The 22,143-nt window shown below is 38.8% G+C and carries 27 protein-coding genes; 11 read left to right on the top strand and 16 right to left on the bottom strand.

The genetic code is table 11. The annotated features are described in order from the left end of the window. Positions 1-2: 2 nt before the first annotated feature. Positions 3-500: an antibiotic biosynthesis monooxygenase family protein gene (locus KO561_RS06070; protein ID WP_231096231.1), complete on the top strand. Its 498-nt coding sequence runs from the start codon at positions 3-5 to the stop codon at positions 498-500. Between the two features lie 402 nt (positions 501-902). Then, positions 903-1,595, top strand: coding sequence for a hypothetical protein (locus KO561_RS06065; protein ID WP_231096230.1), 693 nt, complete (start codon positions 903-905; stop codon positions 1,593-1,595). Between the two features lie 85 nt (positions 1,596-1,680). On the opposite strand, the gene KO561_RS06060 is transcribed toward KO561_RS06065, so the two are convergent. The 7 genes from KO561_RS06060 to KO561_RS06030 form a co-directional block, all read right to left on the bottom strand. Further along, complete coding sequence (locus tag KO561_RS06060) at positions 1,681-2,160, bottom strand: thioredoxin family protein (protein ID WP_231096229.1); 480 nt, start codon at positions 2,158-2,160, stop codon at positions 1,681-1,683. Further along, positions 2,157-2,594 carry a disulfide oxidoreductase gene (locus KO561_RS06055; RefSeq protein WP_231096228.1) on the bottom strand — a complete coding sequence of 146 codons (438 nt, stop codon included), beginning with the start codon at positions 2,592-2,594 and terminating at the stop codon, positions 2,157-2,159. Before KO561_RS06055 ends, KO561_RS06060 begins: the two co-directional genes overlap by 4 nt. Before the next feature lie 71 nt (positions 2,595-2,665). After that, the gene (locus KO561_RS06050; protein ID WP_231096227.1) at positions 2,666-3,298 is read right to left on the bottom strand and encodes a response regulator; all 633 of its coding nucleotides are present in this window, start codon (positions 3,296-3,298) and stop codon (positions 2,666-2,668) included. 58 nt (positions 3,299-3,356) lie between these two features. After that, positions 3,357-4,394, bottom strand: coding sequence for a sensor histidine kinase (locus KO561_RS06045; RefSeq protein ID WP_231096226.1), 1,038 nt, complete (start codon positions 4,392-4,394; stop codon positions 3,357-3,359). Between the two features lie 10 nt (positions 4,395-4,404). Further along, complete coding sequence (gene liaF, locus KO561_RS06040) at positions 4,405-5,181, bottom strand: cell wall-active antibiotics response protein LiaF (protein WP_231096225.1); 777 nt, start codon at positions 5,179-5,181, stop codon at positions 4,405-4,407. Between the two features lie 110 nt (positions 5,182-5,291). Next, entirely contained in the window at positions 5,292-6,569 is a 1,278-nt protein-coding gene (locus KO561_RS06035) for an MFS transporter (protein WP_231096224.1), read from the bottom strand. Positions 6,570-6,684: 115 nt separating this feature from the next. After that, complete coding sequence (locus KO561_RS06030) at positions 6,685-7,335, bottom strand: phosphatase PAP2 family protein (protein ID WP_231096223.1); 651 nt, start codon at positions 7,333-7,335, stop codon at positions 6,685-6,687. Between the two features lie 101 nt (positions 7,336-7,436). Between KO561_RS06030 and KO561_RS06025 the strand changes: the two genes are divergently transcribed. Then, on the top strand, positions 7,437-7,895 hold the full coding sequence (locus tag KO561_RS06025; protein ID WP_231096222.1) for a ferritin-like domain-containing protein: 459 nt from the start codon (positions 7,437-7,439) through the stop codon (positions 7,893-7,895). 80 nt (positions 7,896-7,975) lie between these two features. Further along, positions 7,976-9,145 carry a M20 metallopeptidase family protein gene (locus KO561_RS06020; RefSeq protein WP_231096221.1) on the top strand — a complete coding sequence of 390 codons (1,170 nt, stop codon included), beginning with the start codon at positions 7,976-7,978 and terminating at the stop codon, positions 9,143-9,145. Here KO561_RS06020 and KO561_RS06015 read toward each other — a convergent pair whose 3' ends face one another. From KO561_RS06015 to KO561_RS06005, 3 genes are read right to left on the bottom strand one after another with little or no spacing between them, the layout of a single operon-like run. Then, positions 9,146-9,853: an EcsC family protein gene (locus tag KO561_RS06015; protein WP_231096220.1), complete on the bottom strand. Its 708-nt coding sequence runs from the start codon at positions 9,851-9,853 to the stop codon at positions 9,146-9,148. Between the two features lie 13 nt (positions 9,854-9,866). After that, positions 9,867-11,081 carry an ABC transporter permease gene (locus KO561_RS06010; RefSeq protein ID WP_231096219.1) on the bottom strand — a complete coding sequence of 405 codons (1,215 nt, stop codon included), beginning with the start codon at positions 11,079-11,081 and terminating at the stop codon, positions 9,867-9,869. Next, positions 11,074-11,820 carry an ABC transporter ATP-binding protein gene (locus tag KO561_RS06005; RefSeq protein ID WP_231096218.1) on the bottom strand — a complete coding sequence of 249 codons (747 nt, stop codon included), beginning with the start codon at positions 11,818-11,820 and terminating at the stop codon, positions 11,074-11,076. The genes KO561_RS06010 and KO561_RS06005 overlap by 8 nt, the downstream gene beginning before the upstream one ends. Positions 11,821-12,488: 668 nt before the next feature. Between KO561_RS06005 and KO561_RS06000 the strand changes: the two genes are divergently transcribed. The 3 genes from KO561_RS06000 to KO561_RS05990 all read left to right on the top strand — a co-directional run bounded on the left by KO561_RS06000 (position 12,489) and on the right by KO561_RS05990 (position 13,995). Then, a complete protein-coding gene (locus tag KO561_RS06000; protein ID WP_231096217.1) occupies positions 12,489-12,926 on the top strand; it encodes an HIT family protein in 438 nt (145 codons plus the stop codon). A 102-nt stretch (positions 12,927-13,028) separates the two neighbouring features. Next, entirely contained in the window at positions 13,029-13,586 is a 558-nt protein-coding gene (locus tag KO561_RS05995) for a tryptophan transporter (protein WP_231096216.1), read from the top strand. Between the two features lie 46 nt (positions 13,587-13,632). Next, complete coding sequence (locus KO561_RS05990; RefSeq protein WP_231096215.1) at positions 13,633-13,995, top strand: YtxH domain-containing protein; 363 nt, start codon at positions 13,633-13,635, stop codon at positions 13,993-13,995. Between the two features lie 44 nt (positions 13,996-14,039). Here KO561_RS05990 and KO561_RS05985 read toward each other — a convergent pair whose 3' ends face one another. The 5 genes from KO561_RS05985 to KO561_RS05965 all read right to left on the bottom strand — a co-directional run bounded on the left by KO561_RS05985 (position 14,040) and on the right by KO561_RS05965 (position 18,761). Then, positions 14,040-14,540 carry a GNAT family N-acetyltransferase gene (locus tag KO561_RS05985; protein ID WP_231096214.1) on the bottom strand — a complete coding sequence of 167 codons (501 nt, stop codon included), beginning with the start codon at positions 14,538-14,540 and terminating at the stop codon, positions 14,040-14,042. 15 nt (positions 14,541-14,555) lie between these two features. After that, positions 14,556-15,557, bottom strand: coding sequence for a glutathione S-transferase family protein (locus tag KO561_RS05980; RefSeq protein WP_231097051.1), 1,002 nt, complete (start codon positions 15,555-15,557; stop codon positions 14,556-14,558). Positions 15,558-15,708: 151 nt separating this feature from the next. Then, the gene (locus tag KO561_RS05975; RefSeq protein WP_231096213.1) at positions 15,709-16,647 is read right to left on the bottom strand and encodes a glycine betaine ABC transporter substrate-binding protein; all 939 of its coding nucleotides are present in this window, start codon (positions 16,645-16,647) and stop codon (positions 15,709-15,711) included. 70 nt (positions 16,648-16,717) lie between these two features. After that, positions 16,718-17,569 carry an ABC transporter permease gene (locus KO561_RS05970; RefSeq protein WP_331000832.1) on the bottom strand — a complete coding sequence of 284 codons (852 nt, stop codon included), beginning with the start codon at positions 17,567-17,569 and terminating at the stop codon, positions 16,718-16,720. Then, positions 17,562-18,761, bottom strand: a complete 1,200-nt coding sequence (locus tag KO561_RS05965; RefSeq protein WP_231096212.1) for a quaternary amine ABC transporter ATP-binding protein — start codon at positions 18,759-18,761, stop codon at positions 17,562-17,564. The genes KO561_RS05970 and KO561_RS05965 overlap by 8 nt, the downstream gene beginning before the upstream one ends. A 304-nt stretch (positions 18,762-19,065) precedes the next feature. Between KO561_RS05965 and KO561_RS05960 the strand changes: the two genes are divergently transcribed. The 4 genes from KO561_RS05960 to KO561_RS05945 all read left to right on the top strand — a co-directional run bounded on the left by KO561_RS05960 (position 19,066) and on the right by KO561_RS05945 (position 21,790). Next, the gene (locus KO561_RS05960) at positions 19,066-19,524 is read left to right on the top strand and encodes a GbsR/MarR family transcriptional regulator (RefSeq protein WP_231096211.1); all 459 of its coding nucleotides are present in this window, start codon (positions 19,066-19,068) and stop codon (positions 19,522-19,524) included. Positions 19,525-19,843: 319 nt separating this feature from the next. Beyond that, complete coding sequence (locus KO561_RS05955; protein WP_231096210.1) at positions 19,844-20,380, top strand: DUF3267 domain-containing protein; 537 nt, start codon at positions 19,844-19,846, stop codon at positions 20,378-20,380. A 141-nt stretch (positions 20,381-20,521) separates the two neighbouring features. Continuing rightward, positions 20,522-20,701 (top strand): hypothetical protein, encoded by a 180-nt coding sequence (locus KO561_RS05950; RefSeq protein ID WP_231096209.1) that lies wholly within the window; start codon positions 20,522-20,524, stop codon positions 20,699-20,701. 219 nt (positions 20,702-20,920) lie between these two features. Continuing rightward, positions 20,921-21,790 carry a peptidylprolyl isomerase gene (locus tag KO561_RS05945; RefSeq protein WP_231096208.1) on the top strand — a complete coding sequence of 290 codons (870 nt, stop codon included), beginning with the start codon at positions 20,921-20,923 and terminating at the stop codon, positions 21,788-21,790. A 96-nt stretch (positions 21,791-21,886) separates the two neighbouring features. Here the strand turns inward: KO561_RS05945 and KO561_RS05940 are convergent, their stop codons facing one another. After that, positions 21,887-22,093 carry a sporulation YhaL family protein gene (locus tag KO561_RS05940; protein ID WP_231096207.1) on the bottom strand — a complete coding sequence of 69 codons (207 nt, stop codon included), beginning with the start codon at positions 22,091-22,093 and terminating at the stop codon, positions 21,887-21,889. Positions 22,094-22,143 lie beyond the last annotated feature (50 nt).

Raw genomic sequence — 22,143 nt, 5'->3', positions numbered from 1 at the left:
AGATGTTTGCATTTATGACAAATGGTACCGCTGATTTTCTAGAAAAATATAAACAAAAGCATTCGGACAAACATATTTTACTCATGCAAGGAGGCGGGAGCACCGTAGCTTATTACGAAGGTACAGAAAAGAAGATGTTTGAGGCACCGCGCAAATTCGATGTGGTTTTATCAACCGGAGCCTTGAAAGAAAACGGATTTGTGGTGATGAACAACATCCCTGTAACCGACGAAGGAAAACCAGTATTTGAAGACCAGTTCCACAATCGAGCTTCTTATATTGAATCAGAGCCTGGCTTCCAAGCGTTTCGATTGCTTCGACCTACACAAGGAAACACGTATATTGTTATGGTTCAATGGGATTCCGAAAAGAACTATGAGAAATGGAAGCAGTCAGATTCTTTTAAGAAGTCGCATCAAATGGCCGGCACACAAAAAACTCCTGCATTCTTTTCTGGAGCTCCTTATGTTAGTACATACAACATGATTGAAGAAAGGTAAAGGGTTTCTGTGCTTAGCTGTAGGTCCGCTTTTGGGGAGTTATGGGCCCGTTGCTTAAAGGAGTAAAAAGGTGGAAGAATTACTCTTTGCGGGTCCCGTCACCCCTCTTCCAAAAGGATTCTCACAATCTCCCTTCCCTATATATAAAATTTGACTTATTCCCCGACAGCTTAATAAGCTGTCATATTTCTTTGATGCTTTCTCCATAAGAAAAGTGACTGGATATGCCCACCTATCGGTAATTTTAAAGTAAGTAAAACGAAATGAGCATGAATCCCTTTTTAGTTCACCGCCCTCGAAAGTGTAATCCTTCGCTATATAAAAAATTCCCATAAATCATTGACTCATATAACTAAGAATCCGGGACATTTTAAAAATAAAATAAGTCTTAGGAGGCGCGCTATGGAACAAGAAGATAAATTAAAAACCGCTGGAATTGCAATGGGAAGTGATTTTAAAGTACAAACTCTTGGTGGTGCTGAGGAAACAACCAAAACTTTTGCAGATATGAATACGGTCCAATCTATTGTTAAAGAGTGGAATGCAATGTCTAAAAAAGCTGCCTATCTAACTATAGATCAATATGGACCTCCAAACGAAGCTACTGAAAGCAGATTGATTTGGTACAACAATGGTCCTTGGAAAAGAACCATTGTTTATCGTGATGAAATTCCGCACGATTTCCCACAACCTCATACCGATGTTATCGAGAATTATATTAATTATACCGTGCCAATAGAGAAATTTAGTGATCTGGCAAAATTTGATGGTAGCGTCATGATCGAAAGAACAAGAGGTGAAGTTTCCTCTCGGTGTGACATGGAAGCTGCCAATATCCTTGCTCTTAATTTAATGAACGATATAGTTATTGACAAGTTAAACGTAGAGGAAGCCCGTAAAAAATATTGTGAAGTGACATCTGCATTTATGATGAATAGGTCTGCCCCTTATGCAGAAAAACTACAGTTCCCTGTATCAAATGATCAAAAGTATGACACAGACGTTGTGATGATTACGGACGAAATGGTGAAGCAAGCCAAGGAAAAGGTGAATGAAATAATTAATGATAATATGAATAATGGAAGGCTCCATTAGAATAGCGATCATTCCTTAAAAGCTGTCGTTCCCATCTCCAAAAAAAACGGGGTACAAATCGTTGTGCGACTTGTACCCACTTAGTCTATTCTTTATTCAAAATGTTCTCTTTAATAAACGAATCCCATGCCTCTACGGGTTGCTCCCCATCTGTTCGAGCGACCTCTTCTCCATTTTCAAAATGGATGAGCGTAGGGGTTCCTTCAATATTATACGTATTCCATGCATCCTGAAATTCTAGAACATTTAATTTCTTCATATCCACACCGTAATCTTCCATCATCGGGACTAAAACAGGTGTCGTACGAAGACAGTGTTCACAAGTAGGGCTATAGAAGTAAACCGTCACGTCTTCTTTATTTTCTAATTTTGCCTCAAGCTCATCCGGAAGAATTTGATTTTGATAGTTTGGATCATCTAATTGTTCAATCGTTGCTTGATCCAATTTATCTTTTCCATAAGGATTTCCTTCAGATGCTTTCTTGTTTTGGTAGTTCACAACAAATGCAAGTGCTGCGAATAATAAAATAATGACACCTAAAAATAGGAACATTTTATTTTTCATCCGTTACGTCTCCTTTGCTGAACGAGTAGAGTTACGTGTAAGAAAAAGATGATGAGAAACGCTACTAGGGCTAAGAAAGGGATGGTAATAAAACCAAATACATTTATGTATTCCGTTGTACATGGGATAATCCCACAAGATTCGCCAGCTTGTTGTAATGTAGGCACCTTTTGTAATGTATAGTGATAACTCGAAACAAGTACTCCTATACCACTCATAATTAAACCAGGCAATGCAAATTGTATGTCTTTTTTAAAGACAGCATAGCCGTATATCACCACTAACGGATACATTAAGATACGTTGATACCAGCACAATTCACATGGTATAAAATGCATAATCTCTGAGAAGAACAAACTTCCTAGCGTCGCTATGACTGATTGTGCCCAAACTAGAAAAAGAATCGTTTCTTTTTTGTCTTGCCCGTTTGCCATCATTTCCACTCCTTACACTTATTTCACGAGTATTATACTAGTCTCGTCCCAAAAACGAAAGGAAATGATACCTATTTTCGAAATAACCCGTTTTTATGGGCATATACAGCAGCTTGCGTGCGGTCATGAACATCGAGCTTACTTAATATATTGCTTACATGTGTTTTCACCGTTTTAATGCCAATAAAAAGCTTTTCTCCGATTTCTTGGTTCGTTAGACCGTCCCCAATACACATCAAGACCTCTAGCTCTCGCTCTGTTAATTGCTCATGTGGTTTGGAACTCGTGTCTCGGAAGCTTGTCATCATTTTACTTGCTACCTTCGGCTCGATAACATTTTCACCTTTATAGGCTTTTTTTATCGCCGCAACAATTTCTTCTGCAGTCGACGTCTTTAATATGTAACTAAAGGCTCCTGCTTCAAGAGCAGGAAATACTTGTTCATCATCGTAGTAGCTTGTTAAAATGATTATTTTACAGGTTGGATAGCTTGCCATAATTTGCTTTGTCGCTTCAATTCCTGTCCCACTTTCCATGATTAGATCCATAAGGACGACATCTGGTTTATGCTCAAGGACAACTTTTGCACCCTCATTTCCACTAGAAGCCTCTCCCACAATCTCTAAGTCTTCCTCTGTTCGCAAATAGGCAATAACCCCTTTACGAACCACTTCATGATCATCAACTACGACAACTCGAATCATTACCTTCACCTCTACATGTATAAGTTCAAAGCGATTTTAATTGGTACTTGACCATCCACTAAAGTGGAATTCTAATATCAATGTGTGTTCCTTCCCCTTGCTTTGTTCGAATAGCAAACGTACCACCTAATTCTTCACAACGTTCTTTCATCGTCTTTAAACCGTATGAAGTTTTCTTTCTTTCGTCGGTTTCTAAATCAAATCCTTGCCCGTTATCGCCGATGTGAACGAACATTTCACCTTTACTTCTTGTTATCTCAATAGATACTTCTGATGCATTCGCATGTCTCAGCGTATTGGATAAGGATTCCTGTACAATACGGAAAAGATGCTCTTCTGTAGACTGAGAAATTCCATCTACTTCTTCTAACTGAAGATGAAACTCAATCGGACATTTTTGTTTTAATTCTTCTACTAATTTATGAATACCGGAAATCAATGGCTCCCCAGATAGATCAACAGGACGTAAGTGAAGGAGTAGTGCTCGCATCTCCGTTTGAGCTTTTATAGCAGTCGATGAGATTTCTTCTAATTGTGTCTTTGCTAGTACCGGGTCTTTCTCCATTACTCTCAAGGTTGCTTGCGTCATCATGGTTAAAGCAAACAGTTGTTGACTAATCGCATCATGTAAATCACGAGCAAGTCTTTGCCTTTCTTCAATCGTGGCCGCTTTATGCGCGGATTTAGCATATTCAGATTTTTCATCGGCCATTCTTTGCAACGATTTTACTTGGCTTTGTAACTTTTCCCCTAGCTCATTTAATTCGTTACCAATACGTGCAATTTCATCGTCTTCATTAAAATAAACTCTGGAGGAATAGTTCCCTCTAGAAAGCTGAGTAATCAAAACCGATAAATAATCCATACGGTCTTTCATATCTCCACTCGATTTAAATCCAACATAAAATGAAAAAATAAATCCGATCAACATATAAGATAGCACAAAAACAAAAATACTTGTTGCAGACAACCAACCCGGTTCAAAAATAACATGAATGGATAAAAGAATGGCGAGCAACGTGACAGTGTTTAAAAACAACCCGTACAAATGGGAGCGAATATACGTGTATCGAATCGTATTCAGACGGTTTAACATAAGGGCACCTCTATACCTTATTCACTTTTATAGATCCAGCTTTTAGATTTAAATAGATGTCTAGTTTACGTGTTGCCGTTTCGTAATTTTCCGTTTCAAAGTTAAGTTCACGGTTTACCCCATCGACGGAATGCCCAAATAACTTAATATCGCCCGCTTTCACTTGAGCTTTTAGACGGAACTCCAAATTCTCCGGCATAAGAACGCGAATATCTCCAGCCCAGCCCTGAATCGTAATGGGAATCTCTTTGTCTGGAATAAACGCTTTAGTGAAGTCGATATGATAATCCCCCACCGCATTCCATAGGTCCATCGGTTCCACTTTCCAGTTTGGGCTATTAAACTTATGATCACCGATCACAAATTTTTGCTTATTCTTTATAGCTTCCTCTTTGCCTTTATGATCGTCCGTATCGAAAATAAATTGAAAATTACGCTTCCGTTTACGTTTGTGTGAAGTACCAAAGATACTAAAGCCTAAATAGACAATCAACAGTGGCCATAGTTTATAAAAATCAAAAAATGTAAAGTCGAGAACATCGAAGCGGTCTAGTAAAAGCAACCCACCAAAAATAACGAGAAATAAGCCTCCCCAAACCCCGCCACGTCCTCTTACTGCATCGAGTAACCATTTCAGGCCTAAGAGAACGAAAAACGCAGGATAGACATAGACCCATGCTTCTTGAATATTCCATTCTATAACACCGAGGTTTGCCAAAATTAAAGCTACCCCCGCTAAAATCACAATTATTGCAACGATATTTCGAAAAAAGTGGTTGCTTTTCATGTTTCTTCACCCTTTGCTTTTCTGATTACATAGATTCGTCATAAAATGGGAAAACCCTTTTATTCTAGTAAGTTACTTACTTATTTCTTTTGGCAATAGTTTTAATAGACTCATGCACTCGCTTCTTCTTGCTTTTCCCGTTTTGCAAATTGGTAACCCAAAATGAGCTTGTTTCGGCTGTTAGCTAATGCAATCAGCATAACCATGGCACCACCCGTAGCAATGATGATTTGAATGTTCATCCCCATGGCGATTAGGGAAGAAGTCACTGCGTAAGACACAGGAATTAAACCAGTTGATACAGTCATTAATACACTCATGACACGACCTAGCATTTTCTTTTCTGTAGATTGTTGAAGCATCGTAACTAATGGAATATTCACGAGTTGTGTCATAAAGCCCATTATAGCAACAAAACAAGCACTTGCAATCAGATTAAACGAAGCTCCGGTTAAAATGTACAGCAGTCCTAGACCAAACGTACATTGAAGAAGAACCACCCCTGGTCGTTTCAGGTTTTTGCGGGAAGCTAACACAATGGCCCCAGATAAAGCCCCAACTCCTAAAGCACATTCTAAGATAGTCAGTCCTAATGCATTGGATTCAAAAATATCCTTTACAATAATCGGTAACCCAATCGACAATGGGCCAGAAAAGAAAAAATTAATGAATAGAGCCATAATCATAATGTGTAGAAGGAGCTTATTTTGCTTCATATACATAAAGCCTTCCTTTAACTCCTCTAATGGCTTCTTTGTTGATTTTTCAACGGTTTCCTTGATCTTGATTTGTAAGACTGTCAAGGATGCAAGAAACAACATGATAAAGGAGACGATAAAGACACCCTTAAACCCTAGCAAAAAAATCATACTCCCACCGAGGGCAGGCCCTAAAATAGGACTGATTTGTTGGGCCATCTGCATTAATGAGTTTCCGCGTTGTAGCTGTTCATCTTCTAATAATGTTGGGGTTAACGAGTTCATCGCTGGATGGCTAAATGCATCTGAGATACCAAACAAGACGGCCATTGCGATTAGATGCCAAACCGCAATTGTATCTGTCCAAACTAAAATAATTAAGAGGAGAAGTAAGACAGCTCGAGACATGTCTGATAAAAACAAAACAGTTCGTTTATTAAAACGATCAGCTATAACGCCTCCAGATGTTAGAAGCAATAACCTTGGAACAGATGCAGCAAAGAATAACATCCCAAAGAAAAAACGATCATCGGTAATGCTGAGCATCAACCATTCCGCACCAATTAAATAAACGTAATAACCGGGTGCTGAGAAAAAAGCCCCGATTAATAGAAATAAATAATTTCTATTTTTAAAAACATTAGGAGCTACTGATTTGTCCTTATCTGGCATGATATCGACTGTACTCACATACACCTTCCCCTTCCACTTTCCTCTAGTTGATTCCATTTTAATAGAAAAAACTACCGGCCTGAACGACCGGTAGTTTGGTTTTGTCTCCGACTAGAGACCGAGAAAAGATGTTCTAGTTTGAGAAGTACATACGTTTTTGCAAGCTCGCAATCAAATGATAGAGTCCGATCCAGACGATTAGAAACAGGATTCCATATGCAAATCCTGCAATTACGTCCGACAAATAATGGACACGAATGATGTAACGACTAATCCCTATCAACAAAATTAAAATCGCTCCAAACCAGCGAATCCAGTGCTTTGCGGACTCCTTTTGAACATAACGAGAAAAAAAGTACACCAATAAGCCATAGCCAATCAACGCGACCATCGCGTGTCCAGAAGGAAAACTATACCCCTGACCTTCCGCCGCTTCAAGGATACGAGGTCGCTCCCGTTCCACCAGCAGCTTAATCCAATGATTGACACGATAGCCTAATATCGTTCCCGAAATACAAAAAAACCCTACTAAAAAATTTTTATAGTACATTGCGAGTACGATTCCCATAACGATACTTAATGGCGTTAAAAAGCTGCCTGAACCTAATTCAGTAATCCAACGAAAAACAAGAAATATAAAAGAGTCATCTAAATCAGCCACGACCGGAGCAGTCCATTGATCCATTACAGGAACGGTTCGATTCATGACCCGATACGTTAAGATAGAACTAATAAGTACAGCTATAGTAAACGTCAACCCTACCCAAACAACTTGTTTCTTCATAGCACCAGTCCACCAATCTCTTTATACCTTCCTTAAAGTTTATGCAACTACATAATCGGGTATTAAACTAATAGATGATAAAAAAGAAAGGATGATGATGTATGGCTAACAATGTACACAACATTAAAAAAGATAGCAAATTAGAGGCTTTAATTGATGGATTAAATGAAGATCTTGCAAACGAATATGCTGCAGCAATCATGTACACGTACAACGCGTCTGTCGTATCTGGATTGTATCGTTCTATACTTAAGCCTTTCTTTGAAAATGAAATTAGTGATGAAATCGGTCATGCTTTATACCTTTCCGACAAAATAACGACACTCGGTGGAACACCTACAACAACACCTGTCCAAGTAAAACAGCTTACTGATGTAAAAGAAATGCTTGAAGAGACTCGTAAAGCAGAAGCAGACACGATAACACGCTACGAAAAACGTAAAGAACAAGCAGAAGAGTTAGGCTTTACAGAACTTAGCGTTAAGCTCGATGATATGATTGCAGATGAAACTGGACATAAAGAAGAAATCGACCGTTTATTAATGGATTCTAGATTCTAATACATGTAGACAACTTGAGCTCACTTCCGAGGGAAGTGGGCTCTTTCTATGATATAATACGCGTTGAGGAGGGATTCATTATGTGGAACCAATTACACCAACGAATAGATGACCTTTATGAAGAAATGGTGGAAATAAGAAGATACTTACACCAGTATCCAGAATTATCTTTCCATGAGAGCAAAACAGCTGCCTTTATTGCAGATACATATGAAAAATTAAACATTCCTTACCAAGCCAATGTTGGTGGAAATGGGGTTATCGCAAGACTAAAAGGTGCAAAGCCCGGACCAAAAATTGCGTTTCGAGCTGATTTCGATGGACTTCCGATTCAAGATGAAAAGGATGTACCTTATAAGTCAAAAGTAGATGGAGTTATGCACGCTTGTGGACACGATGGTCATACCGCTACTTTGCTTACGGTTGCGAAAGTCTTAAAAGAAGCCCAAGCGGAGCTTTTTGGAGAAATCATTTTCATCCATCAGCATGCGGAAGAATTAGCACCAGGTGGCGCCAAATCAATCATCGAGACCGGCTTGTTAGATGATATAGATGTTGCCTATGGCAACCATCTCTGGACCAACACCCCTTATGGCGTCGTGCAAACCGCACCGAGAGAGTTTATGGCTGGGGCGGATCGATTTGAAATTACGATCCAAGGAAAAGGCGGGCACGGGGCAATTCCGCATCAAACGAAGGATGCCATTGTCATTGGCTCTCAACTAGTAACAAATCTTCAACAAATTGTGAGTAGACGTATTGACCCATTAGCGACAGCCGTCTTAACGATTGGGAGCTTCCAAGCAGGCAATACCTTTAATATTATTGCAGATAAAGCTCATATTACCGGGACGGTACGAACCTTTGATCCAGAACTCCAGGACTTCATCATCGAAGAGATGGAAAAAGTGATTAAAGGCACTTGTACGAGTTACAATGCGACCTACACCTTTAACTATGAGAAAGGCTATCCGCCAGTCATAAACCACCCTGAACAAGCAAATATTGTTTTACAGGCTGCGGAAAAGATCGATGGTGTAGAAAAAGCTGAAGAAATCGTACCAAGCATGACGGGAGAAGATTTTTCCTACTATCTCTTGGAAAAACCAGGAGCATTCTTCTTCACTGGGGCACAAAAAGAAGGACACATTTATCCGCATCATCATCCTAAATTTGATATTGACGAACGGTCCATGGTCCTTGCTGCCAAGACATTTATTGAAATTTTAAAGAGCTACGAAACAAAATAATCACTTAAGCATACGGAGACGGTAACAGTTTTGTGCCGTCTCTGCTAATTGTTCTAAAAACCTTCCATTTGCTACCGCACCGACAATCGCTCCAAAGCCGGGTATAAGCTGAAGCATTTTCACTAAATCAATCGTATCCCGGTATTCGAGCTGAAGCGTCTTCCAGTCCATATCATCGTGCTCTACCTGATCCCAAGCAACAATCTGCTGGACAACCTCTTGCCGTTTTTCATCACTGGAAAAAGCGAGTAAGAAAACGTGTAGCAAAAACAACCGTTCTTCCCTTAATTGGACATCATACCCATACAGCTGACCCACATCAAAAAGGAACTTCATTTTGATTGCTAGTAGAAGTGGAAAGTCTGCCAACCCTAAGACAATCCCTCCTGCACCAGTGCCTGCTCCTTCCATCATGGCTGTTTTTTTATACACCTTTTTTCTTGCCTGGACTTCCTGTTCTCTTTTTTCCAGTGTCCAGTTTTCTTCTACTTGTATCGAATAAATATATTCGGATGACGTTAACGACAGCTGAATCATTCTTTTAATGCTTTCCGTTACCACTTGATGTACCCTGTCCGGAATCATTCCATTCAACTTATTCTGTAGTTTCTTCGAGGAACGCTGAAGCAAGGAGGATTTTTTCAGCATAGAGTGTTGAAATCGTTGTGCTTCCTTCCGAGCTTGGCGTTCATATTCCTTTTCATCCATCATTTACGCTCCTTCAAGCAAGCTGTTTACGTACATATCCATGTACGAACAAATAACTAAAGATACTGCCCCCAAGCCAAATCACCGCTACTCCTATCCAGCTTTCGATTAGAAGAAAAACAAGACCAAAAACAAACGTATTCGCAATCATTAGCTGAAGCAACCACGTAATGAAGGATTGTTGTCTTACGTTTTTCGGGATCGGATACAAATCGATCCAAGCTACAGTTCGGTGATGCTGCCAAAGCGTCGTCAATTGGAATCCAGACAGATAGATAAATAAAATCGCGAATATCATTTTGATCCAAATAGATGGAATATAGATAATACATAGGCTTCCTATAATCAATAGCCGTACGTACATCCCTAAATAATCCCCACTACGTACTGTCGTAATCCGATATAAATAATCATAGGACTTCAATTGTCGAAAAGGTATCGAACGAATGAGTAACGCTACTAGCCAATGGCGCTTTTTCGTTTGATTCTTCAAGTGCGGAACATCCGTAAACAAATTTGCGATTCGATAGAACGTATGCATTTTTAATCGATCTTTTTCCACAAGCAAGTCCCAGCACAATCCAGCTTGACGCTTCGATAATGAATAAGCATAAAGCATTAAAAGTAGTAAAAGCCCTGTCGTAATTACTGCTAATACAAGCTCACCTTGCAAATAAAAAAATACAGTCACAATCGATAACAACGTTCTGGCAATCTGGTCCAACACCCGGGACTGAGGATTTCTTATTTTCAACATCCACCAAGTTGCGAATAGGTTCCAAACTTTAAATACCAGTACAAGGACAAGTAGAAGGATATACTCCTGAGAAGTATGGTTCGTGAATTCCGTAAAATATAACGGACCTAATCCTGCAAAAACGAGTAAAACTAAATAAAGCTGAATAACGAAGCTATAGATTAAAGTATAACGAAAGTATGGACCCATTTTATGCTCGGCTGGTAGTAAAAACACCAAATCTGGCTCCTTCAACAACGTTTGAATCGGACTATAGCTTGCCACGAATCCCATTAATATGGCCATAACCCAAATAGAAGGAAAGCCTTCTGGTATGTCCATCAGCCATTGTTGATAGTAAAACACAAGCGCTGAAATGATAAACAGCATGACAATTACGATGTGACCATTGAAAATATATTTTAAGTAACGACTAAGCTCTTTAAAATGCTCGGAAAACCGCTTCCGAAAAAATTCTTGGGCATTAAACATGAGCATCTTCTTCCTTCGTCAATTGAACATATAAGTCATCTAATGTAGCCTGTGGCATAGCAAACTGGACTCGTAATTCTTCCAATGTTCCTTGTGCCTTCACTTTTCCATCATGCAAAATAACAAATCGATCGCAATAACGTTCTGCTGTTGCCAAAATATGCGTCGACATTAATACGCCTGCACCCTTTTCCTTCATTTCGTTCATAAGTTGAAGATAGGATTGAATACCTAACGGATCCAAGCCAACAAATGGCTCGTCCACTATATACAAGGCAGGTTCCACAAGAAAAGCACACATGATCATTACCTTTTGTCTCATCCCTTTTGAGAAGTGAACCGGAAACCATTTCAGTTTCTTCTCTAGACGAAACTCCTTTAATAACGGCTGAAGACGTTGTTCAAATGTTGCTTCATCTACCCCGTAGGCCATTGCTGTTAATTTTAAGTGTTCATATAACGTCAACTCTTCATAAAGTAATGGCATTTCCGGAATGTAGGAGAACTTTCCTCGATAGGTTTCGGGAGATTTTTGAAACGTCTTTCCATCGATTTCAATCTTTCCTTTTTTTGCTTGCATCATGCCGATGATATGTTTGATGGTTGTACTTTTCCCAGCCCCATTGAGACCGATTAAACCAACAATTTCATTTGGAAAAACATCAAAGGAGATACCATGTAACACGTTTTTATTCGTATATCCTCCGACTAATTGATTTATATGTAGTAAAGGATTCAATCCATTGTCCTCCCTTTTCATATTTAAAGAACGCTATAGCAAAGGCCCCGGCTAGGGGTCTGCAGGCATTGTCCCCATAGGACGGTTTTAGTCTGTAATCCATAACAACGGGCGCCCTAAGCTTTCCAATTAAAATAGTACCATTTTCCAGTTCTTTTGCCAAAGATAGTCTGTATGAAAAACACGATTCCCGCACACAATAGTTCTTGAAGGGGCAAGGAAGATTTATGGTAGTTCTTCACAACGAACAAGCGTGGTTATCCACGAAATGAGGTGTTGGTCGGAGAAGACTCACTTTTTTGTAATCGACTTTGTTTAACTAACTCATAAATGAGGTGTTGACGAAAGATTACTCACTTAAGTAATTCAATGGAATCATTCCCCTGGTTCTGTTTCATTACGAAAGAAAAAGTAGTCCAGTAACTCTCCTTTCCCTTCGAAGAGCGGGTTATCCTTTAGTGAAAATCACTTCGATGATTTGAGCTAATCGGATAAACCCGCTTCTTTTCTAAAACTTCGATGTTTAGCTCCAGTGCCCAGAGACTAGCGAGACTTCCCTCACCTCAAACATACCCTCACGCTTTTCCAATTCCCTTTACAATCCTAGTCCATCCTATATAAAATAGATGCAAAGAAATATCAAAATATGTGTGAATAGGAGTGGTTTGATGAGTCAGGAAACGAATGATTGCATTTTTTGCAAGATTGTAGCAGGAGAAATCCCATCTGCAAAAGTATATGAGGACGACAATGTCTTTGCTTTTTTAGATATTAGTCAAGTGACGAAAGGACATACACTAGTTATTCCAAAGGAACACCACAAAAACATTTATGAAACACCTGCGCCAATTGCAGAAAAACTTTTTTCAAGTATCCCTAAGGTTGCGACCGCAATCAAAGACGCTTATTCACCAGTTGGATTAAACGTTCTTAATAATAACGAAGAAGCAGCTGGACAAACGGTATTTCATTTACATATGCACCTAATTCCGCGTTACGGAAAAGGGGATGGCTTTGGAGCGGTATGGGAGACTCATACAAAGGAATACAACTCCGAAGACCTGCAACAAATAGCAAGTGACATCAATAAAAAGATCAAAAATTAATCTGAAATAAGACTAAAAAATTGATTTTTCTCCATCATCCTTTTTGATACAATAGAAAGAGAATGAAAGCTTTTTCAAATTTAGATAAGTGTGGGAAAAATAGTGAATCTACAAACGAGAATTTTAAGTTGTCTTGTTATCATCGTTGGTCTTGGGGCTATTCTTCATGCCCTCGTACCACCTGTTTTGTTAGGAATGAGACCAGACATGATGCTAGCAATGATGTTTCTTGGCATTATGTTATTTCCTTCTCTTCCTTACGTTTTTTTGTTATCTGTCTTAACGGGTCTTGTATCTGCATTAACTACAACCGTCCCTGGTGGGGAGATCGCAAATCTAGTAGATAAGCCGATAACAGCGCTGTTTTTCTTCGGAACTTATCTCGTCTTAACGAAAAAGATTAACGTCCACATCGCTGCACCAATCCTAGCTGCTTGCAGTACGATGATAAGTGGTGCCATCTTTTTATTTCTGTCTCTTTTCATAGTTGGTATTTTCGAAGGAAGCTTTTTCGTACTCTTTATGACGATTGTCGTTCCAACTGCATTGTTTAATACGATTTTCATCGTTGTGCTTTTTCCTCTGACACAAAGAGTGTTGGAGCGATTAGAAGCTTTCCCTATGAAAACGGAATATAAGAATGGAAGGTTTAAAGCTTAGATGGAAAGTGAAAAAAGAAGAATAGACGAAAAAAGAGGTGTTTCAAATGGCAAATGCTAAATCCATACTATTAGGAATGATTGTCGGTAGTGTTGCTAGTGCAGCTGCTACCCTACTTACCGCTCCATCTTCGGGAAAAGAACTTCGAACACAAGTCAAAGAGCGCAGTCAAGACTGGGCAAAAACATTAGATCAATTAAAAAAAGATGGCTCTCAGCTAAAAGACCAAATCACGCAAACATCTAAGGAAGGTGTTTCCTTGATTAAAGATCTCTCCGAAGATATGAAAACATCTATCGATAGTTGGAGAAAAACCGTTGAACCACACCAAAAAAAAATACAAAAGCATCTATCTGAGATTGAAGCAAGCTTGAAGGAGCTTGAAGAGAAATCAAAGAAAGAGGAATAAAGAAGAATCCCGATATAAATCAATATCGGGATTCTTTATTGTGCCTATAGCTTAAGGCGATAGGCCCTTACTACGATACCATCATTCGCAGGTTCAAAATCATACTCGGGTAAACGTTCAAAACCAAAGCCTTCATAAAGCTTCATCGCACCGGTCATGAAAGAACCAGTATGTAACCCAATATGGGTGTGACCCTTTTCCTTCGAGCGCTGTATACATTCCTTGATAAGCTCAGAGGCAATCCCTCTCCCCCTAGCTTCAGGAGAAACAGACAACATGCGAATTTCCGGATAATCTACTTCTTCTACTTGACCTTCATATGCATCCGTATAGGCTGGAAAAAGAACAACACTACCTACGATTTGATTATCTACTTCCGCGACAAGCACTTCTACCCCAGGACCTCTATCCGCTTCCGAAGAAACAGCCTTTTTTAAAGCGAGCCAATGATCCTCTTTTACCGAACCAGCGTGTTCCTCATAAGCTCTTACTCGTTGTTTCCTCACAAAAGGGAGTTCTTGTTCTAAAGCCTCTCTAATGATCATCTTTAGTCCCTCCTGTTATCGTAAAAATTTGTCTTCTTTTTCACTAAGTGCCTCCCTATGATGGGGAGTATTCCATTCCGAAGCAACTGGTCCTTTTGGAAGAATTTTTACTTCTTCTTTATTTGGATGAATCGTTATAGATAGATGATAGTGACGTTTGATCGCATCAAAATCCGTTGTGTCCCCGAAACCAGGCGTTTGATAAAGGTCACGAGCATAGCCCCAGAGATTCGGAAACTCACGTAGCACATTTCGATTCGTATTAAATGCTGTAACATATGCTGCATCAAAGCGTGCTAACGTCGTGTAAAGACGTACGTCGGAATCCGTAATATAATCCCCAAACAAAAAGCGTTTAGTTGCCAGTCTTTTTTCTAGTTCATCCAGACGATTAAATAGGACATCATAGGCTTCCTCATAAGCCTCCTGTGAATGAGCAAAGCCGCATTTGTACACTCCATTATTGACTTCATGAAAAATGACATCACTTAAGGCGTCGATATCCTCTCTTCGTTCTTCTGGATATAGATTAGGAGCGTTCTTTTTATGGAATGGTACCCATTCTGTTTCGAAGTAATTGGTTAGATGGAAGTAATCATTCTGCACCGCTTCACCTTTTTTCAAATCGACAATTACAGGAACCGTTGGACGACCTGCATAGTCAGGAGCGGTTTTTAAATAGATTTCACTCAAATACTGAATTCCAAGAACCGGATCCACGCCATTTTCATCCAACGAAAACTCCCAGTCCACTCTGTCTAATTTAGGTCGTAACGGACTCACAGTACCTAAGCTAATTGCATCCTCTAAACCTAACACTCTACGTACAATGACGGAACGGTGGGCCCAAGGACATGCTGGACACCAAATTAATCTATATCGACCCTCTTCTACCGGGAGCTCACCTTCTTTGCTTCCAAACGGTGTTGTAAATCGATTGATTTGTCTTTGAAAAGAGCCATCCCCTCTAATTTCCTGAGGTTTACCTGTAGGAGAAAAGCTCTTTTCAAATTTCATTTCACAACTTGCACCTTCGTTCTGTTCAGACAATGTGACTTCCTCCTTACTTTGATTTCGAGATAAATCTAATTCACGTTCATTATATCCTGTTCATATCATAAAAAAAAGAAGTCACCCTCGTCTTAGAGAGTAACTTCTCGTAAAGTTATTATTCAGCTGGTTGTAAATCTTCGATAGAATCAACTTTCATGTATTTTGGCACTACAAGACCAATTTTTGCACCTTCAAGGTTTACTCCAAGGTCTACAAGGTTATCTTTATGCTCTTTATAAAGATCGCCGTGTGTTCCCGGTAACCATGCAGCAACCATGCCGTCAGCTTCGCCACTAGCAATGGATTCCCACATAACAGCATTGTCTAGTGGTGTTACCGTTACATCAAAGCCTTGGTTACGAAGCACCTCTGCTACTACATTTGTAGAAGCAACTTCTGTATCCCATTCTACATATACAAGTTCAATTTCTTTCCCATCGACTTTTTCTGTACCTTTTGTCCATTCGGAAACTTTGTCAGGATTGTTTTCTACCCAAGCTTTAGCAGCTTCTTCTGGACTTGTTCCGTTTTGAACTTCAAGCATGACACCTTCGATATCCGCAGACTCCCATTGGAACTGATCTAGGATTGTATTTGCATTTGGCATATCTTCTTCTAAACCTTTACGCACCATTGTTTTAATTTGTTCAGCTTCCCCAAATACACCTTTTGGATCTTCTAAATATTTCAGGTCATATTTTTGGAACTTCCAGTGCGGGCTCCAGCCTGTTACAATAATAGGTTCTTCGTTTTCAACTGCTTCCCCTAACGCAGTTGCCATCGCGCCACTTGAAGAAGTTACAACTTCCCAGTCTGCTAGGTTTTCATATTCTTCTGTTGCCGATTCTGCAGCTCCAACTACACCTGCACCAGGTTCAATACCTGTAATTTCATAGTTCAATTCTTCGCCATAGTTTGTAGAAGCAGAGTCACTTCCACCTTCGGCATCTCCACCGTCCGAATTACCTTCATCTCCACTTCCACAACCTGCAGCAACCAATGTAAGTGAAAGACCAGCTGCTAAGCCTAGACGTTTTAGACTAAGTAATGACATAACTAAAAACTCCCTTTTTATAGATTTTATATATGGTGAACTTTTCTTTTGTGAAAAGTTGCCAGCAAATTTATGCTTTTTCTCGATTTATGCTTTGCGTCATACGATCAATAATAATCGCTAAAATAACGATGCCTAACCCTGCAACAAATCCATTCCCTACATTTGCTCTTTGTAGGGCTGATAATACGTCTCTTCCAAGACCCGGAGCACCAATCATGGACGCAATAACAACCATAGACAGGGACAGCATAACCGTTTGGTTAATACCTGCCATAATCGTTCCCCTTGCCATCGGTAGCTCTACTTTAAAGAGCTTTTGTGATCCCGTACTACCAAATGCTTCGGAGGCTTCTATCAATTCCTTCGACACCTGTCTAATCCCTAAGTTTGTAAAACGAACGGTTGGTGGTGTCGCAAAGATTAGAGAAGCAAATATCCCTGGTACCATCCCAATTCCAAAGAACGCAACTGCCGGGATTAAATAAACAAATGCCGGCATTGTCTGCATAAAGTCTAGAATAGGGGTAATAATCGATTTTGCTAAATCACTTTTAGACATCCAAATCCCAATTGGTACACCAATAATCACTGACAAGAGACTCGCTGTGATAACTAGGGTCAGCGTATAAATTAACGCTTCCCATAAATCTTGGTTCCAAATTAACAAAAGCCCTACTATTGTAAAAATAGAAAGTCCAATTCTCTTTCCACTAATAAAGAAAGCTAGTAGTGTAAGAATGACAATGACAATAAGCGGTGGTACCTCCGCTAGTAAGTCCGCAGTATTTTCAATAAAATCCCCAAAGTTCTCTTCAATCGGTGTGAAAATAAAAGAAAAAATGTCTGTTATATTTTCCGTTAACTTTTCAACCCAATCAGCTATCGGTATCGTCGGTACATTTTCCATAAAATTAAGCATTCTCTACGTTCACCTCACCCTCACCAGCTAGTGCTGCTATGACAGCCCCTCTTACAATAATACCTTTTAACTTATGATCCTCTACTACTGCGATTGGTACTGGTGAATTGTGTATTACATCAAAAATTTCATGCATCGTCGTCTCTCTTGTAACCGTCGGTACATCTGTTTTCAAGATCTGATTTAAATCACGCACATCATTTTTACGTGCTTCCGATGCATCATCTGCTGTTACATAGCCCTTTAAGTTTCGTTTTCCGTCGACTACATAAATACTTGATAACCCTTCTTCTTTCATTCTTTCTAAGGCTACTCTCGGGCCATGCTTCTCGATATTAATCGTTTCAGGACGTTTCATAATGTGCTCAGCGGTTAATACTTTGGAGCGATCTACGTCTTCCACGAATCTCTCCACATAGTCATTGGCCGGGTTTACGAGGATTTCTTCCGGTGTTCCAATTTGTACAATTGAACCGTCTTTCATTAAAGCAATTCGATCCCCAATCCGTAATGCTTCATCTAAATCATGCGTAATAAAAAGAATGGTCTTCTTCATGGATTCCTGTAAATCCAGTAATTCATCCTGCATTTCTTTCCGAATCAGTGGATCTAGAGCAGAAAATGCTTCATCCATAAGCAATACTTCTGGATCATTGGCTAATGCTCTTGCTAACCCAACACGTTGCTGCATTCCCCCAGATAACTGTCCTGGATATTGATGAATGTAATTCCCTAATCCCACGAGCTCAAGAGATTCCTTCGCTTTCTTTTGTCTTTGTTCTTTATCGACTCCTTGGATTTCTAATCCGAACTCGGCGTTCTCTAGAATTGTTCGATGTGGGAACAAAGCAAAGCGTTGGAATACCATACTTAACTTATCTCTTCTCACTTGACGAAGACTTTGCTTATCCATTTTGGCTAAGTCGTCTCCATCGATAAGTACACTACCCTCTGTTGGATCAATTAAACGGTTAATTAAACGCACAAGAGTGGACTTCCCACTTCCAGAAAGCCCCATAATTACGAATATCTCTCCAGCTTCTACCTCAAAAGAGGCACGATTGACCCCTACCGTGTTTCCTGTTTTCTTTAGAATTTCATCCTTTGACTTTCCTTCACTAAGTAATGATAATGCTTGCTTTGGGTTTTTACCGAATACTTTCGATAAACCCTCAACCTTAATTACAGGCACTTGATTCACCTCTCAATTAATTATTTTCTAGTAAGTTAGTACCTCTATTTAAATACCTCAAACATGGAAATAGGAATTTTGAATTACCTTTAATACTATATCCCCTTTTGTCTATATAATTCAAACCATAAAAACGGATAATTTCGTACAAATAGTACGTACAGTTTATTCTGTACAAACTTTAAAGGAGGTTTTCTCTTTATTTCTTCCTTTTCCTCCTTTTTTTACGTCTCCATCTGATTTTTCAACAAAACTAATTTGTTGTACCCTTGTTATTAATGACTGTGTTACAAGGGAGGATTCTATGGCAGAACAAAAAGTACAAGAACAAATTATACTGGAGTTTTCAAAAACAGTGGAAATGTTCGATATATCCCCATCAGAAGCTAAATTGTTTTCTCTCTTATATATAGAAGGAAAACCGATGACCTTGGATGAAATGGCAGATTGGTTGGGAAAAAGTAAAACTTCAGTCAGCAATGGGATTAGAAGCCTATTAGATCTAAACCTGGTGGAAAGAGTCTGGATAAAAGGGGTAAGAAAAGACTTATACCAAGCTGATGTGAACCTTTATCACAAGTTCATGTCCAATTTTATTCATAAATGGTTGGAAGCAATGAAACGACAAAAGAAGACTCTACTTGAGATTAACGACAGACTTACATCTATGAAAGGCAAGCAAGAACTCCCCAATCGATTACAGGATATGATTGACTTTCATCAACACTTGGAGAAGACCTTTAAAGAAATAAAATCCTCATAAGTAACAAAAAAAGTTGCCATATTTAAAAATGGTAACTTTTTTTGTAAACGCTCCCCTATTGCTAAATATTGCTATAGAAGAATCTGCCCCATTTAAGCTATTTGCCCATCCGGATTGTTGATTCTCTCATATATCTAATGTATGGGATTCTCACCGTACTTCTAGGCAGTTTAAACAACATACAGATCGTTAAGAAATTCTTTACAAAAAAGTTTAAAAAACCTATTGATTTTTCATATGAATCATACTATTATTCGTTGAGGGACAATGAACACGAACCATTCACATTAACAACATTGTAAGCAAGGGGGACTTGTGAATGAATTGCTGGAAAAGCATCAATATTTCAAAAGACTTTGGAAATAATCGCATTTATCTTATTTCCATGATCATGGGATTGCTATCATTTATTATCTTATATCTACCCTTATCTATTATTCATGATTCCAGTAATGTAAGAGACTATGGTCTATTCCCATTGCTATTTGGATTATTGATTTTACCACTGGCTCATAAAGTAACGCATCTTATCCCGTTACTAATTATGAACAAAAAAATTAAAGTAAAGTGGAAAAACAAAAAGAAAAACCTACCGAATTTCAGTTTTCGAACACATGGAAAAATGTCTAAGAGCACATCCTTATTCGTTTTGCTATCACCAACGGTCATGATTACCTTTCCATGTATCGTAGGAAGCTATTTCATTGCAGATTTCTTTGCGTACTTTCTATTATTTGCAGCCATAAATATTGCCTTTTCATTAGAGGATTTTCTATATACAGCACACCTTATTAAAGCACCGAGAAAATGCATGATCGAAAACGCACAAGATGGATACGACATTTTAATTAGTTAAATCACAGATAGAAGGCACATCCACGACCTATGGAGATGTGCCTTCACTATTTTTGTCGAAACCTCTTAATCTATAGCTTTAACTGTTCAACCCACCTTTTTTTTGATAAAGTAGTCTTAGTGATAAGGAGGTCTATAGGTTATGCCAATCTTTTTTGCTGTCTTTGCATTGTTTATTTTGTTCTTATTTAATTCATTAACACATAGGCTTTGTGTCCAAACCGAGATGCCTCAAGAAAAACAGCCAAGTGTGTTTCGAACGATTAATATACTTATTACGATCTTATTGCTATCTTCTTATGTAGAGATATCTCTTATTTAAGTACTGACGAAGTAGAGTAAAAAGAGCAGGAGAATGGAACACGATTAGATAAATCGGCCCCATCCTCCTGCTCTTTTTGTATAAAATGCACATTTTCACAAAATATATAAAAAGTGTGTAATTTTGATAGGGACTATTTTTTTGCTAGTAAAATATGTTATATTATTTCAAGGGCCTTGTCCTGGAGAAACATTAACGTGATTAGGAGTGTTAAATATAATGAAGAAGTTCGCAATCGCAGTTATGGCAACAGGGGTACTTACTTTAGCAGCATGTTCTTCCCAAGATGACTCAGAAGCAGTCGTGGAAACAAAAGCTGGTAATGTAACAAAAGAAGAATTTTATAATGCACTACAAAAGGAATCCGGTGAAACTGTTCTTCAGGAACTCGTAATGAAAAAAGTTCTAGAAGACAACTACGACGTGAAGGATTCCGACGTAGATGATCAACTAAAACAATTAAAAGAGCAATACGGAGACCAATTTGAATCCGTCTTACAGCAAAGTGGTTTTTCTGATGAGGATGCTTTTAAAGAGGTACTTCGCTTAAATATGCTTCAAGAAAAAGCCATCACAGAAGGCATTGAAGTAACAGATGAAGAAATCAACCAAAAATATGAGCGTATGCAAACAGAAGTAAAAGCGAGTCATATTCTAGTAAGTGACGAAGAAACAGCTAAAAAAGTGAAAAAACAATTGGATGAAGGGAAAGACTTTGCTCAATTGGCAAAAGACTTCTCTACGGATACAGCAAGTGCTGAAAATGGTGGAGATCTAGGTTTCTTTGGTACAGGTGCAATGGTTCCTGAATTTGAAGATGCTGCTTATGGCATGGAAGTTGGAGCAGTTAGTGACCCTGTCCAAACTGATAACGGCTGGCACATCATCAAAGTAACGGACAAGCGTGAAGTGGAAGATGTAGAGCCACTTGAAGACATTAAAGATGATGTTAAGCGTGAAATTGCGAATAGCAAAGTAGACAATGCAAAAGCACAAGAAAAGCTCAATAAGCTAATCGAAGATGCAGATGTAGATGTTAAAATTGAAGATTTTAAAGATCTATTCAAAACAGAAAAAGCGGCTAGCTAACCATTAAAACCCAACCAAGTTGTTGGGTTTTTTTATGGACAAGATTGCTCAAGTGAATAAAAAGAAAGCCAGAGTATCTACTCCGGCTTTCTCTATTTATCCTGAAATAACTTTTTTCTGTTCGAACTCTTCGTCCTTCTCGTTTCGCCTTTCAGAAATCCGATCCATGAACACTTTGCCTTCCTGTTCAATGTATCGCTGCTCTAGTTTTTTTTCTGCCCTCATAGCGCGAAAAGACATATATCCACTAAAGAAAATAAATCCAATAAACATATAAACCCACCAAGGGATTCCTAAAATCATTATTTGGCCTCCTTGTCCCTTTTTTACTAAATGTATGTCCAAATATTTAA

The sequence above is a fragment of the Radiobacillus kanasensis genome (genome assembly GCF_021049245.1).
GTDB lineage: Bacteria > Bacillota > Bacilli > Bacillales > Amphibacillaceae > Radiobacillus > Radiobacillus kanasensis.
The sequence above is the reverse complement of the archived record's forward strand: the minus strand, read 5'-3'. Positions and strand labels throughout refer to the sequence as shown.